11 protein-coding genes are annotated in these 14,184 nt (G+C 71.6%); all 11 read right to left on the bottom strand.

Annotated elements, in window-relative coordinates; translation table 11 throughout:
• Positions 1-3: 3 nt before the first annotated feature.
• The 11 genes from pgi to uvrC all read right to left on the bottom strand — a co-directional run bounded on the left by pgi (position 4) and on the right by uvrC (position 14,105).
• Positions 4-1,659, bottom strand: coding sequence for a glucose-6-phosphate isomerase (pgi, locus tag AB0E19_RS07385; RefSeq protein WP_362174695.1), 1,656 nt, complete (start codon positions 1,657-1,659; stop codon positions 4-6).
• A 163-nt stretch (positions 1,660-1,822) separates the two neighbouring features.
• Positions 1,823-2,158: an RNA polymerase-binding protein RbpA gene (locus AB0E19_RS07380; RefSeq protein WP_003957010.1), complete on the bottom strand. Its 336-nt coding sequence runs from the start codon at positions 2,156-2,158 to the stop codon at positions 1,823-1,825.
• A gap of 77 nt (positions 2,159-2,235) precedes the next feature.
• A complete protein-coding gene (gene secG / locus AB0E19_RS07375; RefSeq protein WP_031002768.1) occupies positions 2,236-2,466 on the bottom strand; it encodes a preprotein translocase subunit SecG in 231 nt (76 codons plus the stop codon).
• A 105-nt stretch (positions 2,467-2,571) separates the two neighbouring features.
• Complete coding sequence (tpiA, locus tag AB0E19_RS07370) at positions 2,572-3,348, bottom strand: triose-phosphate isomerase (protein ID WP_360600649.1); 777 nt, start codon at positions 3,346-3,348, stop codon at positions 2,572-2,574.
• 7 nt (positions 3,349-3,355) lie between these two features.
• Positions 3,356-4,567 carry a phosphoglycerate kinase gene (locus AB0E19_RS07365; protein WP_362174690.1) on the bottom strand — a complete coding sequence of 404 codons (1,212 nt, stop codon included), beginning with the start codon at positions 4,565-4,567 and terminating at the stop codon, positions 3,356-3,358.
• Between the two features lie 118 nt (positions 4,568-4,685).
• The gene (gap, locus tag AB0E19_RS07360; RefSeq protein ID WP_362174687.1) at positions 4,686-5,696 is read right to left on the bottom strand and encodes a type I glyceraldehyde-3-phosphate dehydrogenase; all 1,011 of its coding nucleotides are present in this window, start codon (positions 5,694-5,696) and stop codon (positions 4,686-4,688) included.
• 224 nt (positions 5,697-5,920) lie between these two features.
• Positions 5,921-8,875 (bottom strand): M14 family zinc carboxypeptidase, encoded by a 2,955-nt coding sequence (locus AB0E19_RS07355; protein ID WP_362174684.1) that lies wholly within the window; start codon positions 8,873-8,875, stop codon positions 5,921-5,923.
• Positions 8,876-9,137: 262 nt separating this feature from the next.
• Complete coding sequence (whiA, locus tag AB0E19_RS07350) at positions 9,138-10,127, bottom strand: DNA-binding protein WhiA (RefSeq protein WP_031002759.1); 990 nt, start codon at positions 10,125-10,127, stop codon at positions 9,138-9,140.
• Positions 10,118-11,158, bottom strand: coding sequence for a uridine diphosphate-N-acetylglucosamine-binding protein YvcK (gene yvcK, locus AB0E19_RS07345; RefSeq protein ID WP_362174680.1), 1,041 nt, complete (start codon positions 11,156-11,158; stop codon positions 10,118-10,120). Before yvcK ends, whiA begins: the two co-directional genes overlap by 10 nt.
• Positions 11,155-12,126, bottom strand: a complete 972-nt coding sequence (gene rapZ / locus AB0E19_RS07340; RefSeq protein ID WP_360600639.1) for an RNase adapter RapZ — start codon at positions 12,124-12,126, stop codon at positions 11,155-11,157. The genes yvcK and rapZ overlap by 4 nt, the downstream gene beginning before the upstream one ends.
• A complete protein-coding gene (gene uvrC / locus AB0E19_RS07335; protein WP_362174676.1) occupies positions 12,123-14,105 on the bottom strand; it encodes an excinuclease ABC subunit UvrC in 1,983 nt (660 codons plus the stop codon). The genes rapZ and uvrC overlap by 4 nt, the downstream gene beginning before the upstream one ends.
• Positions 14,106-14,184 lie beyond the last annotated feature (79 nt).

The raw sequence follows: 14,184 nt of genomic DNA, 5'->3' as shown, positions 1-14,184 counted from the left end.
CGGTCAGCTCCGGCCGCGCAGCGCGCGGTAGGCGGAGACCAGGGCCGCGGTGGAGCTGTCGAGGCCCCCGGTGTCCCCGTCGCCGGTGAGGAGGGGCTCGATCCTCTTGGCGAGGACCTTGCCGAGCTCGACGCCCCACTGGTCGAAGGAGTCGATGTCCCAGATCGCGCCCTGGACGAAGACCTTGTGCTCGTAGAGCGCCACCAGCTGGCCGAGGACCGAGGGGGTGAGCTCGTCGGCGAGGATCGTGGTGGTGGGGTGGTTGCCCCGGAAGGTCTTGTGCGGGACGAGCTCCTCGGGCACGCCCTCGGCGCGCACCTCCTCGGGCGTCTTGCCGAAGGCGAGGGCCTGGGTCTGGGCGAAGAAGTTGGCCATCAGCAGGTCGTGCTGGGGGACCAGGCCGGGCAGCAGGTCGTCGACGGGCCGCGCGAAGCCGATGAAGTCGGCGGGGATGACCTTGGTGCCCTGGTGGATCAACTGGTAGTAGGCGTGCTGCCCGTTGGTGCCGGGGGTGCCCCAGACGACCGGTCCGGTCTGCCAGTCGACCGGCTCGCCCTGGCGGTCCACGGACTTGCCGTTGGACTCCATGTCGAGCTGCTGGAGGTAGGCGGTGAACTTGGACAGGTAGTGGGAGTACGGCAGGACGGCGTGCGACTGGGCGTCGAAGAAGCCGCCGTACCAGACGCCGAGGAGGCCGAGCAGGAGCGGGGCGTTCTCCTCCGCGGGGGCGGTGCGGAAGTGCTCGTCGACGAGGTGGAAGCCGTCGAGCATCTCGCGGAACCGGTCCGGGCCGATGGCGATCATCAGGGAGAGGCCGATGGCGGAGTCGTAGGAGTAGCGGCCGCCGACCCAGTCCCAGAACTCGAACATGTTGGCCGTGTCGATGCCGAAGTCCTGGACCTTCTCGGCGTTGGTCGAGAGCGCCACGAAGTGCTTGGCGACGGCCTCCTGGCCGGCTCCGAGACCGGTGAGGAGCCAGTCGCGGGCGGAGGTGGCGTTGGTGACCGTCTCGATGGTGGTGAAGGTCTTCGAGGCGACGACGAAGAGCGTCTCGGCGGGGTCGAGGTCGCGGACGGCCTCGTGGAGGTCCGCCCCGTCGACGTTGGAGACGAAACGGAACGTCAGGTCCCGCTGGGTGTAGGCGCGCAGGACCTCGTAGGCCATGGCGGGGCCGAGGTCCGAGCCGCCGATGCCGATGTTGACGATGTTCTTGATCGGCTTGCCGGTGTGGCCGGTCCACGCGCCGGAGCGGACCCTGTCGGCGAAGCCGGCCATCTTGTCGAGGACGGCGTGGACCTCGGGGACGACGTTCTCGCCGTCGACCTCGATCACGGCCCCGCGGGGGGCGCGGAGCGCGGTGTGGAGGACGGCCCGGTCCTCGGTGGTGTTGATCTTCTCGCCGCGGAACATGGCGTCGCGCAGGCCGGCGACGTCGGTGGCGTCGGCCAGTTCGCGCAGCAGCGCCAGGGTCTCGTCGGTGACGAGCTGCTTGGAGTAGTCCAGGTGGAGGTCGCCGACCCGCAGGGTGTACCCGGTGCCGCGCTCCGGGTCGGCCGCGAACAGCTCGCGCAGATGGGTGTCGCCCAGCTGCTCCCGGTGCTTGCCGAGGGCCGCCCACTCGGGCAGCCGGTTGAGCCTGATGCGTCCTTCAGTGGTCATTTCGGACATCGCCCACTTCTTCTCGTACGTTTCTGCCCCGCTGCTCCTCCAACCTAATTGATCGCGCGGGGCGATCCGTGCCACCGGTACCGGACACGACGAAGGGCCCCGGTCGCGAAGCAGGTTCGCGTCCAGGGCCCTTCGGCCGGTGTTCGTCCTGTGTTCAGATCTCGCCCCGCAGCTTGGCGAGCGCCTCGGCGAGAATGGCCTCGCCGTCCGCGTCGCTGCGACGCTCCCGCACGTAGGCGAGGTGGGTCTTGTACGGCTCGGTGCGCGGCGGGTCCGGCGGGTTGTCCCGGTCCTGGCCGGCCGGGAAACCGCAGCGAGGACAGTCCCAGGTGTCGGGGACCTGCGCGTCGCTCGCGAAACTCGGCTGGGTCTCGTGCCCGTTCGAGCACCAGAAGGAGATGCGGAGGCGCGGTGCCGACTCGCCCCGCTCGGCCTCCCCCATCGGCCCCGCTCCGACCCGGCTTCCCCGGATCGCGTTGCCACTTGCCACGGTCGTAACTCCCTGCGTGATGGTGCTCGAAGATGCCCCAGTCTACGGAAGGCCCAACGCGCGTCCAGTGTGCGGAGTTACCCGTCCAGCTTCATGAGCAGACCAAGTACCACAATGCAGGCGAACCACAGCACCCCGACCACGACCGTGATCCGGTCGAGGTTGCGCTCGGCGACCGAGGAGCCGCCGACGGAGGACTGCATGCCGCCACCGAACATGTCGGAGAGGCCGCCGCCCTTCCCCTTGTGCATCAGCACCAGCAGCATCAGCAGGCCGCTGAAGACGATCAGGGCGATCGAGAACCCCATAACCACGGCTGGACCAACTTCCTCGGAGCTTGAAAAGGGACGGGGGCCGGGCACCTGCCCGACCCCCGCAAGGGTACGACGGATCACCTCCGCCGCTCTACATCGTCACTGGTCGCGGAAACGGACGATCTTGACGAACTCGTCCGCGTCCAGCGAGGCACCGCCGACCAGGGCGCCGTCGATGTCGGGCTGCGCCATGATCTCGGCGACGTTGCCGCCCTTGACGGAGCCGCCGTACTGGATGCGGATCTTGTCGGCGACGTCCTGCGAGTACAGCTCCGCGAGCTTGCCGCGGATCGCCCCGCAGACCTCCTGGGCGTCCCCGGCGCCGCAGACCTTGCCGGTGCCGATGGCCCAGACGGGCTCGTAGGCGACGACGACCGTCTCGGCCTGCTCGGCCGGGACGCCCGCGAGGCCGCCCTCGACCTGGGCGAGGGTGTGCGCGACGGCGTTGCCGGCCTCGCGCACGTCCAGCTCCTCGCCGACGCAGAGGATCGGGGTGATGCCGTGGGCGAAGGCGGCCTTCACCTTGGCGTTGCAGAGCTCGTCGGACTCGCCGTGGTACTGGCGGCGCTCGGAGTGGCCGACCGCGACGAAGGCGGTGTTCAGCTTGGCGAGCATGGCGCCGGAGATCTCACCGGTGTACGCGCCGGACTCGTGGGCCGACAGGTCCTGGGCGCCGTACTTGATCTTGAGCTTGTCGCCGTCGATCAGGGTCTGCACGGAGCGCAGGTCGGTGAAGGGGACGAGGACGGCGACGTCGACGGCGTCGTAGTCCTTGTCGGTGAGGGTGAAGGCGAGCTTCTGGACGTGGGCGATGGCCTCCAGGTGGTTGAGGTTCATCTTCCAGTTGCCCGCCATCAGCGGGGTGCGGGTGGTCATGGGAAGGTCAGTCCTCCAGTGCGACGAGGCCGGGGAGCTGCTTGCCCTCGAGGTATTCGAGGGAGGCGCCGCCACCGGTCGAGATGTGGCCGAAAGCGTTCTCGTCGAAGCCCAGGATGCGGACCGCGGCGGCCGAGTCGCCACCGCCGACCACGCTGAAGGCCGGGGAGTCGACGAGCGCCTGGGCGACGGCCTTGGTGCCCTCGGCGTAGTCGGGGTGCTCGAAGACGCCCATCGGGCCGTTCCAGAAGACGGTGGCCGCGTCGGCGAGCTTCGAGGCGTACAGCTTGCGGGTCTCCGGACCGATGTCCAGGCCCTCCTGGTCGGCCGGGATGGCGTCCGCGGCGACCGTGGTGGGGTTCGACGGGGCCTTGGTCTTGAGGTCCGGGAAGGACGGCGAGACCAGGACGTCGACGGGGAGGACGAACTCCACGCCCTTCTCCTCGGCCCGCTTGAGGTAGTCGAGCACGGCCGGGATCTGGTCCTCCTGGAGGAGGGAGATGCCGACCTCGTGGCCCTGGGCCTTGAGGAAGGTGTAGGCCATGCCGCCGCCGACGAGGATGCGGTCGGCCTTCTCCAGGAGGTGGTCGATCACGCCGAGCTTGTCGGAGACCTTGGCGCCGCCGAGGACGACCGCGTACGGCCGCCGGACGTCCTCGGTCAGCTTCTTCAGGACGCCGACCTCGGTGGCGATCAGGTAGCCGGCCGCGTGCGGCAGCTTGCCCGGGAGGTCGTACACCGAGGCGTGCTTGCGGTGCACGGCACCGAAGCCGTCGCCGACGTAGAGGTCGGCGAGGGCGGCCAGCTGCTCCGCGAAGGCGTCGCGCTCGGCGTCGTCCTTCGAGGTCTCGCCGGCGTTGAAGCGCAGGTTCTCGATGACGGCCACCTTGCCGTCGGTCAGGCCCGCGACGGTCGCCCGGGCGGACTCGCCGACGGTGTCGGTGGCGAAGGCCACCTCGGCGCCGAGCAGTTCGCCGAGCCGCGCGGCGGCGGGGGCGAGGGAGAACGCCGGGTCCGGGGCGCCCTTGGGGCGGCCCAGGTGGGAGGCGACCACGACCCTGGCGCCGGCGTCGGCGAGCGCCTTGACCGTGGGGACGACGGCGCGGATGCGGCCGTCGTCGGTGATGGTCGTGCCTTCGAGCGGCACGTTGAGATCGGCGCGGACGAACACCCGCTTGCCCTCGACGCCCTCGCCGAGAAGCTCGTCGATCGTCTTCATCTGTTCACTGACTCCTTGGTACGCGGTGGAGCACACGAGACAGGGCCCGCGCAGCGCTTCGTCGCGCTGCCCGAGCCCTGCTCACATCGAAAGCCCTGCCCTGTTGAACCCTAGTACGTCAGAGCTGGTCGCCGACGAAGGTGGTCAGGTCGACGAGACGGTTGGAGTAGCCCCACTCGTTGTCGTACCAGCCGAGGATCTTGACCGAGTTGCCGTCCTGGACCATGGTCAGCGAGGAGTCGAAGGTGCACGACGCCGGGTCGCTGACGATGTCCGAGGAGACGATCGGGTCCTCCGTGTAGAAGAGGATGCCCTTCAGCGGGCCGTCCTCGGCGGCCTTCTTGAAGGCCGCGTTGACCTCGTCCTTGGTGACCTCGCGGTCGAGGGTGACCACCAGGTCGGTGGCGGAGCCGGTGGGGACCGGGACGCGCATGGCGATGCCGTCCAGCTTGCCCTTGAGCTGCGGGAGGACCAGGGCGGTGGCCTTCGCGGCACCCGTCGTGGTCGGGATGATGTTCTCCGCGGCGGCGCGGGCGCGGCGCAGGTCCTTGTGCGGGAAGTCCAGGATGCGCTGGTCGTTGGTGTACGCGTGGACCGTGGTCATGAGACCGCGGACGATGCCGAAGTTCTCGTCGAGGACCTTGGCCATCGGGGCGACACAGTTGGTGGTGCAGGACGCGTTCGAGATGACGTCGTGGTTCGCCGGGTCGTACTGGTCCTGGTTGACACCCATGACGATGGTGATGTCCTCGTTCGTGGCCGGAGCCGAGATGAGGACCTTCTTGGCGCCGCCGGCGAGGTGCTTGGCGGCGTCCTCGCGCTTGGTGAAGATGCCGGTGGACTCGATGACGATGTCGACGCCGAGCTCGCCCCAGGGGATGTCGGCGGGGTTGCGCTCGGACAGGACCTTGATGGTGTGTCCGTCGACGGTGATGGTGTCGGCGGTGTGCGAGACCTCGGCCTTGAGGCGACCCAGGATGGTGTCGTACTTCAACAGGTGGGCCGTGGTCGCGGTGTCGCCCAGGTCGTTGACGGCCACGACCTCGATGTCGGCACCCTGCTCAAGGAGCGCGCGGAAGTAGTTGCGACCGATACGGCCAAAGCCGTTGATGCCTACGCGGATCGTCACGAACCGATCTCCTCGTATGAGAACGCCGGGTGAAATGTCACACCGGCGAGATCTTGATTTTTTTTGGGATGTCCCCGACCGCTTACGACCCTACCCCTCCGGGCGCCGCCGAGTGACATCAAGCGCAGCCGTTCGAGCCCGGAAAGTGACCGGAAAACGGCCGACGGCCCGTACCTACCAACGGGTACGGACCGTCTTGGGACCTTTGTCCTCACTACTCTCCGTCAGCGGCGGAGCGCGGTGAGGCCGCGGTCGAGGAGCCGCTGCCGCTCGGCCGCGGATCCGACGTGCTCCAGGCCGAAGCCCAGGAGGACGGTGTCACGGGTGGTGACGGCGGCGACGGAGTGGAAGAGGGCGGGCGAGCGGGTCCAGTCGGCGCCGTTGCCGGGGCTGCCGGCCGGTGCGCCGGGCACGGTCCAGGCGCCGAGCGAGCTCTCGAAGCCCTCGCGTTCGGTGCCGGCCGCGGTGACGAGCCGGACGTCGTCGACGAAGGCGCCGGTCTCGCCGGTGCCGGGGTCGGAGACGTACGAGAGGGAGAGCTCGACCCGCTTGCCCGCGTAGGCGGAGAGGTCGACGGAGGCCTGCCGCCAGCCGTTGGAGGGGCCGGTGAAGGCGTTCCAGGCGCCGCTGGTGCCGGTGGGCGCGCACCCGTCCTCACCGAGGGTGAGGTAGCGGCCCAGGGCGGGGTGGAGCTTCAGGTAGTAGCCCTCGCCGCAGTCGGCGGGCGGCTCCGCGGAGGTGCCGCCGTTGCGGTCGGGCAGGGTGGTCCAGTCGTCCTGGCCGGCGGTACGGGCCTCGACGACGAGGTTGTCGTAGCCGGGCTCGGTGTCGTGGCTGACCTGGAAGTCGAGCCGGGGGCCGTCGGCGGCGGTGGTGCCGGTGAGGTCGACGGTGCGGCTGAGCCGGGCCCAGGTGTCGTCGGCGTGCTTCACGGCGGCGAAGGACGCGCCCTCGGCCGGCTCGAAGGGGGTGCGCAGGCCGGGGTAGTCGCCGGCCGGGGCGCTGGAGGCGAACTGCGGGTACGTCTCCGGGTCGAGGGTGTCGGAGGTGACGGTGAAGGCACCGGCGTTGTCGAGCGGGTTGCCGTCGGCGGCGGCGAGCCCGGTCGGCGGGCCGGCGAGGCGGCCGGAGCCGGCGAAGGAGGGCGGGGCGTCCAGGCCGGCCCGGTGGTAGGCGCCGAGCCAGTACTGGGCGAAGTCGTTGGACTCGGCCCGGCCGATCCGGGTCTGCCCGCCGGTCTTCTCTCCCGCGGTGAGGAGCTTGCCGCCCTCGTTGAGGTAGGAGCGGACGGCGAGCTCGACGGCCCCGGAGGGGCGCTCGGCGCCGGTGTACCAGACGACCGTGCGGAAGTGGGAGAGGGCGCCGAGGGCGTGCGGGGCGCCCTGGGTGGCGACGTCCCAGACGGCGGCCTTCCGGCCGGTCGCGGCGAGCGCCCCGGTGTACGCGGCGACGTGCCGCGCGGCGCTCGTACCGCCCTCCTCGGCGAGGACCAGGACGTCCCCGCGGGCGCGTTCGGCGACCCGGTAGGTGAAGGGGGTGGTGGCGGTGGTCCGGCCGTCGCGGCCGCGGGCGGTGAACCAGACCTCGACGGAGTCGCCGGGCCTGGCGCCGCGCACCTCGCCGCGGTACTGGTCGTAGTACAGGTTGTCCTCGCCGCCGTAGGTCTCGCCGCCCTCCCAGGCCTCGACCCCGGCGCGGTGGGTGCGGCCGCCGTTGATCCGGTAGTGGAGGGTCTTGGCGCGCAGCGACTTCCGGGCGGTGACGGCCACCGGCTGCTCCTCGCCGGCGGCGGCGTAGGAGGTGGCGAAGGCGTCGGGGGCGAGGGCCGGGGCCGGGGCGCCGACCGGGGAGACCGGGTCGTCCGGGCGGGCGGCGGACTCGGCGACGGCGAGCGCGAAGGGGATGTTCTTGGCGAACTCGGCCCGGATCAGCTTCTCGTCGTCGGGGAAGGTGAAGACGGAGGCGCAGTCGGCGGCCTCCCAGGCGTCGTTCGGGTCGACGCGGGAGGCGGTGGCGCAGGTGGACATCTCGGGGGTGAACATCTGCATGCCGTTGACGTTGGCGGCGTGTCCGTCGGCCTCGCCGTTGGTGGTGTACAGCTCGGAGGAGACCTGCGGCCGGTAGCCGGGGACCGCGGAGTTCTGCGGGGTGCCCGCGAGCGCCTCCAGGGCGGTGTCGTCCGGGGTGTCGGTGGCGACCTGCCAGCCGACGCCGTAGAGCAGCAGCTGGGCGGCGGAGTGGTAGTTGATGCCGTACGAGAAGCCGATGCGCTTCTGGAAGGCGTCCAGGGCCCGGGTCTCCGGCTCGGACATGGGGCCCTTGCCGCGGTAGGTCTCGTCGGCCGGGTCGGGGGACGAACCCTCGTCGTCGTAGCCCCACTTGTAGGCGAAGTTCCGGTTGAGGTCGACGCCGTCGGCGCCACCGGTCGTCCCGTCGCCGTCGTTGTCGCGGAGGTTCTTGCGCCACTGGCGGTTGGCCGGGTCGGCGTGGGTGAAGTCGTAGCCGTCGGGGTTGGCGGAGAGCACGAACCACAGCTCGGTGGAGTCGACGATCCGGGTGATCCGCTCGTCGGTCCCGTAGTTGTCGAGGTAGTGGTGGAGCAGCCGCCGGGTCATCTCCGGGGTGATCCACTCGCGGGCGTGCTGGTTGGAGAGGTACAGCGTGGCGGGCTTGCTGCCGTCCCTGGTCTTCCGGGCGTCCTTGCCGACCTTGACGGCGAGGATGTCCTGGCCCTTCACGGTCCTGCCGAGGGAGACGACCTTGGTGAGGCCGGGGTGGTCGGCGGCGGTGGCGAGGATCTCCTCCTTGAGGCCGCCGGGGCCCCCGTAGGGACGGAAGACCCCGTCGCCGGCGGCGGCCGCGCGCCGGGCGGCGGCCGGGCCCGGGTCGTGCTCGGCGAGCGTGACGCCCCGGCCGCGCAGGGCTCCGGCCTGTGCCTCGGTCAGGTACAGCTCGACGGTGGCGGTGCCGCGCTCGGGCACCCGCTCGGTCAGTTCGTGTGCGTCGGTACCGGCCTCCAGGAGCAGGGGCACCTGCTCCTGGGTGACCGTGGCGCGCCATACGGAGAGGGCGTCGCCGCCCTCCGGGTCCGCCGGCCGCGCTCCGGCGGCGGGTGCCGCCGCGATGCCCGCGACCAGCAGGGAAGCGGCGGCGAGGATCGCCCGCGCTCTTCGTCTCATGAGCCCCCCTTGGTGTGTTCCGTCACGAAGGTGAACGGAGGCCAGGCTCTGGGGCGCTCATGGTCCTGTCAAGGGTGCCTCGCGGCAACGGCCGTGGGACGGGGCGGTGGTGGCGGATGGCCAGAAACGTTTCCCCTCCGCGGAGTTCGCGCTTCCGGGCGGGTACGCGAACGGCCCCCCGTCCCGGCAGGGGCGGGGGGCCGTTCGGATCAGCAGGGGCCGTTCGGACCGGCAGGGCGGCCGGCCGGAAGGGCCGCCGGACTCAGCCGACCAGGCTCTCGTCCAGCTCCTCCGTCAGGTTCGACTCGGTGCCGGGGATGCCCAGGTCCTGCGCCCGCTTGTCGGCCATGGCGAGCAGCCGGCGGATCCGGCCGGCCACCGCGTCCTTGGTGAGCGGCGGGTCGGCGAGCGCGCCCAGCTCCTCCAGGGAGGCCTGCTTGTGCTCCATGCGCAGCCGGCCGGCCGCCGCGAGGTGCTCGGGCACCTCGTCCGCGAGGATCTCCAGGGCGCGCTGCACCCGGGCTCCGGCGGCGACGGCGGCCCGGGCCGAGCGGCGCAGGTTGGCGTCGTCGAAGTTGGCGAGGCGGTTCGCGGTGGCGCGGACCTCGCGGCGCATCCGCCGCTCCTCCCAGGCCAGCACCGACTCGTGCGCGCCGAGCCGGGTGAGCAGGGCGCCGATCGCGTCGCCGTCGCGGACCACGACCCGGTCCACCCCGCGGACCTCGCGGGCCTTGGCGGCGATGGAGAGCCGCCGGGCGGCCCCGACGAGGGCGAGCGCGGCCTCCGGACCCGGGCAGGTGACCTCCAGGGAGGAGGAGCGGCCCGGCTCGGTCAGCGAGCCGTGGGCGAGGAAGGCACCCCGCCAGGCCGCCTCGGCGTCACAGGTCGCCCCGGACACCACCTGCGGGGGAAGACCCCGGATGGGGCGGCCCCGGCCGTCGACCAGGCCCGTCTGGCGGGCCAGCTGGTCGCCGCCGGCCACCACGCGCACCACGAAGCGGGAGCCGCGCCGCAGCCCGCCGGGGGCCATCACGATCAGCTCCGAGCTGTGCCCGAAGATCTCCAGGATGTCCCGCTTCAGCCGCCGGGCCGCCATCGCCGTGTCGAGCTCCGCCTCGATCACGATCCGGCCGCTGACCAGGTGCAGACCGCCCGCGAACCGGAGGATCGACGAGACCTCCGACTTCCTGCAGCAGGTCCGGGTGACGGGAAGCCGGGAGATCTCGTCCTTCACCGCTGCCGTCATCGCCATGGGCCGATCCTTCCATGCATCCGAAAAATACGGTCGTACGCGGCGGCCAGGCGCTCCGGGTCGTGCTTCGGAGAGCCGTCGGCGCGGGCCACCGGCGCCAGCTCCAGCGCGGCGCCGAGCCGCTTGGCGGCGTCGACGAGGGGTTCCCTGGCTGACACGTCGGGCACGGCGGCCTCGTCGGCCAGCACCACGTCCAGGGCGAGTTTAGGGGCGTGTCGTCCCAAAACCTCCAAATGACGCTGCGGGGAGAAGCCCTCTGTTTCTCCCGGCTGGGGCGCGAGGTTCAGCGAGAGCACCTTGCGGGCCTTGGTCTCGACCAGCGCGTCGAGCAGTTCGGGCACGAGGAGGTGCGGGATCACCGAGGAGAACCAGGAGCCCGGGCCGAGGACGACCCAGTCCGCGTCGAGGACCGCCGCGACGGCCTCCGGCACGGCCGGCGGGTCGTGCGGCACCAGGTGCACGGACTGCACCTCGCCCGGCGTGAGCGCCACGGTGGCCTGCCCGCGGACGGTGTCCACGTCCTCCGGGCGCTCCGGGTCGTGGCCCCTGACCAGGGCCTGGAGCTCCAGCGGCACGGCGGACATGGGCAGCACCCGGCCCTGGGCGCCGAGCAGCCGGCCGACCAGGTCGAGGGCCTGCACGGGGTCGCCGCCCAGCTGCTCCCAGAGGGCGACGATCAGCAGGTTGCCGACGGCGTGGCCGCCCATCTCGCCCTTGGACTGGAACCGGTGCTGGATGACCCGGGCCCAGGTCTGGCCCCAGTCGTCGTCGCCGCAGAGCGCGGCGAGCGCCTTGCGGAGGTCGCCCGGGGGCAGCACGCCGAGCTCCTCCCGGAGCCGGCCGCTGGAGCCCCCGTCGTCGGCGACGGTGACGACGGCCGTCAGGTCGCCGGTGATCCGCCGCAGCGCGGCGAGGGAGGCGGAGAGGCCCATGCCGCCGCCGAGGGCGACGACCTTCGGCTGGGCGCCGCGCCTGCGGAGCGTCCGCCGCACCGAGAGGGTGGAGGAGGAGCGCCGGCGGTACGGCTTCACTCGCGCCCCATGTCGCGGTGGACGACCACCGTCTCCACGCCCTCGGCGGCGATGCGGGCGGCGAGCTTCTCGGCGGTGGCGACGGAGCGGTGCTTGCCGCCGGTGCAGCCGACGGCGATCGTCACGTACCGCTTGCCCTCGCGGCGGTAGCCGGCGGCGATCAGCTGGAGCAGCTCGGTGTAGCGGTCCAGGAACTCCTTGGCGCCGGGCTGGTTGTAGACGTAGTTCGCCACCTCCTCGTTGAGGCCGGTGTACGGACGCAGTTCGGGGACCCAGTGCGGGTTGGGCAGGAAGCGCATGTCGACGACGAGGTCGGCGTCGACCGGCAGGCCGTACTTGAAGCCGAAGGACATGACGGTGGCCCGCAGCTCGGGCTCCTCCTCGCCGGCGAACTGGGCGTCCATCTTGGCGCGCAGCTCGTGGACGTTGAGGCTGGAGGTGTCGATGACCAGGTCGGCGTCGCCGCGCAGCTCGCGCAGCAGGTCGCGCTCGGCGGCGATGCCGTCGACGATGCGGCCGTCGCCCTGGAGCGGGTGGGGGCGGCGGACCGACTCGAAGCGGCGGACCAGGGCCTCGTCGGAGGACTCCAGGAAGACGATCCGGCGGGTGACCTGCTTGGCGTCGAGGTCGGCGAGGGACTCCCGCAGGGCGTCGAAGAACTGCCGGCCGCGGACGTCGACGACGACCGCGATCCGGGCGACGTTGCCCTGGGAGCGGGCGCCGAGCTCCACCATGGTGGGGATCAGCGCGGGCGGCAGGTTGTCGACGACGAACCAGCCGAGGTCCTCCAGACACTTCGCCGCGGTGGACCGGCCGGCTCCGGACATGCCGGAGATGATCACCAGCTCGGGGATGGCCGCCTCGGCGCCGTTGTCGCCCGCGGTCTCCTTCGTGCCCGTACTCACGTGTCCTGCTCCGTCTTCTCGGTGGTGCCCGTCGTGCTCGTGGTGCCCGTCGTGCTCGGTCATGCCGTGGTGCCCCCGTCGTCTTCCATGATCTCTCCTGTGGCCGTGTTCACGGCGGGTGCGGCGGGGGCCGCCCGGGCCAGGGCCACGGCGACCGCCTCCGCGGTCTTCCGGCCGAAGCCGGGGACCTCACAGATCTGCTCGATTGTCGCCTGCTTCAGCCGCTTCACCGAGCCGAAATGCTTGATCAGGGCCTGCTTGCGCGTGTCGCCGAGGCCGGGGACGGCGTCGAGGGGGCTGCTCCGGAGCCGTTTGGTCCGCTTGGAGCGCTGATAGCGGATGGCGAAATCGTGAGCGGTGTCACGGACCCGCTGGAGGAGGTAGAGGCCCTCGCTGGAGCGGGGCAGCACCACCGGGTCGTCCTCGCCGGGCAGCCAGACCTCCTCCAGGCGCTTGGCGAGCCCGCAGACGGCGACGTCGTCGATGCCCAGCTCGTCGAGGGCCCGGCGGGCGGCGGCGACCTGCGGCTGCCCGCCGTCGACCACGACGAGCTGCGGCGGGTAGGCGAAGCGCTTGGGCCGGCCCTCGTCACCGGCCTCGTCGACGGCGACCTCGCCGTCCTCGCCCCACTCCCCCGTCTTCTCCTTCTCGGCGAGGTAGCGCCGGAAGCGCCGGCCGATCACCTCGTGCATGGAGCGGACGTCGTCCTGCCCCTCGAAGGACTTGATCTGGAAGCGGCGGTACTCGCTCTTGCGGGGCAGCCCGTCCTCGAAGACGACCATGGAGGCGACGACGTCCTCGCCCTGGAGGTGGGAGATGTCGAAGCACTCGATGCGCAGCGGCGCCGACTGCAGGTCCAGGGCCTCGGCGATCTCCTCCAGGGCCCGGGAGCGGGTGGTGAGGTCGCTGGCCCGCTTGGTCTTGTGCAGGACGAGCGCCTGCTGGGCGTTGCGGGCGACGGTCGCCATCAGGTCCTTCTTGTCGCCGCGCTGCGGGATCCGCAGGGAGACCTGGGACCCGCGGCGGCCGGAGAGCCACTGGGTGACGGACTCCGCGTCCTCGGGCAGCGCCGGGACCAGGACCTCCTTGGGCACGGCGTCGCCGCTCTCCTCGCCGTACAGCTGCTGGAGGGCGTGCTCGACGAGCCCGGCGGTGTCGACGGCCTCGACCTTGTCGGTGACCCAGCCGCGCTGGCCGCGGACGCGTCCGCCGCGGACGTGGAAGATCTGGACGGCGGCCTCCAGCTCGTCCTCGGCGAGGGCGATGAGGTCGGCGTCGGTGGCGTCGGCGAGGACGACGGCGCTCTTCTCCATGGCCCGGCGCAGCGCCTCTATGTCGTCGCGGAGCCGGGCGGCCTTCTCGTACTCCATCTCCTCGGCCGCCGCCGTCATCTGCTTCTCCAGGCGGCGGATGTAGGTGCCGGTGCGGCCGGCCATGAAGTCGCAGAACTCCGCGGCCAGTTCGCGGTGCTCCTCGGGGTCGACCCGCCCGACGCAGGGCGCCGAGCACTTGCCGATGTAGCCGAGGAGGCAGGGCCGGCCGGCCGAGGCGGCGTTCCGGAACACCCCCGCCGAGCACGTCCGTACCGGGAAGACCCGCAGCATCAGGTCGACGGTCTCGCGGATCGCCCACGCGTGCGCGTACGGCCCGAAGTACCGCACGCCCTTCTTCTTCTGCCCGCGCATGACCTGGACGCGCGGGAACTCCTCGTTCAGCGTCACGGCGAGGTAGGGGTAGCTCTTGTCGTCCCGGTACTTCACGTTGAACCGGGGGTCGTACTCCTTGATCCAGGAGTACTCCAGCTGGAGCGCCTCGACCTCGGTGGAGACGACCGTCCACTCCACGGAGGCGGCCGTGGTCACCATGGTGGCGGTCCGCGGGTGCAGGCTCGCGAGCGGCTGGAAGTAGTTGGCCAGCCGCTGCTTCAGCGACTTCGCCTTCCCGACGTAGATCACCCGCCGGTGCTCGTCCCGGAACTTGTAGACACCCGGGACGTCGGGAATCTGCCCCGGCGCGGGTCGATAGCTGGTGGGGTCGGCCATGCGCCCACCCTACTGGCGCAGGGTGACAGGACGGGCCCGCTCGGGGCGGCCTCGGAGCCCGTCCCCCGAGCCGGTCCGG

It is taken from the genome of Streptomyces sp. NPDC047974 (assembly GCF_040653375.1).
Taxonomy (GTDB): Bacteria; Actinomycetota; Actinomycetes; order Streptomycetales; family Streptomycetaceae; genus Streptomyces.
The sequence above is the reverse complement of the archived record's forward strand: the minus strand, read 5'-3'. Positions and strand labels throughout refer to the sequence as shown.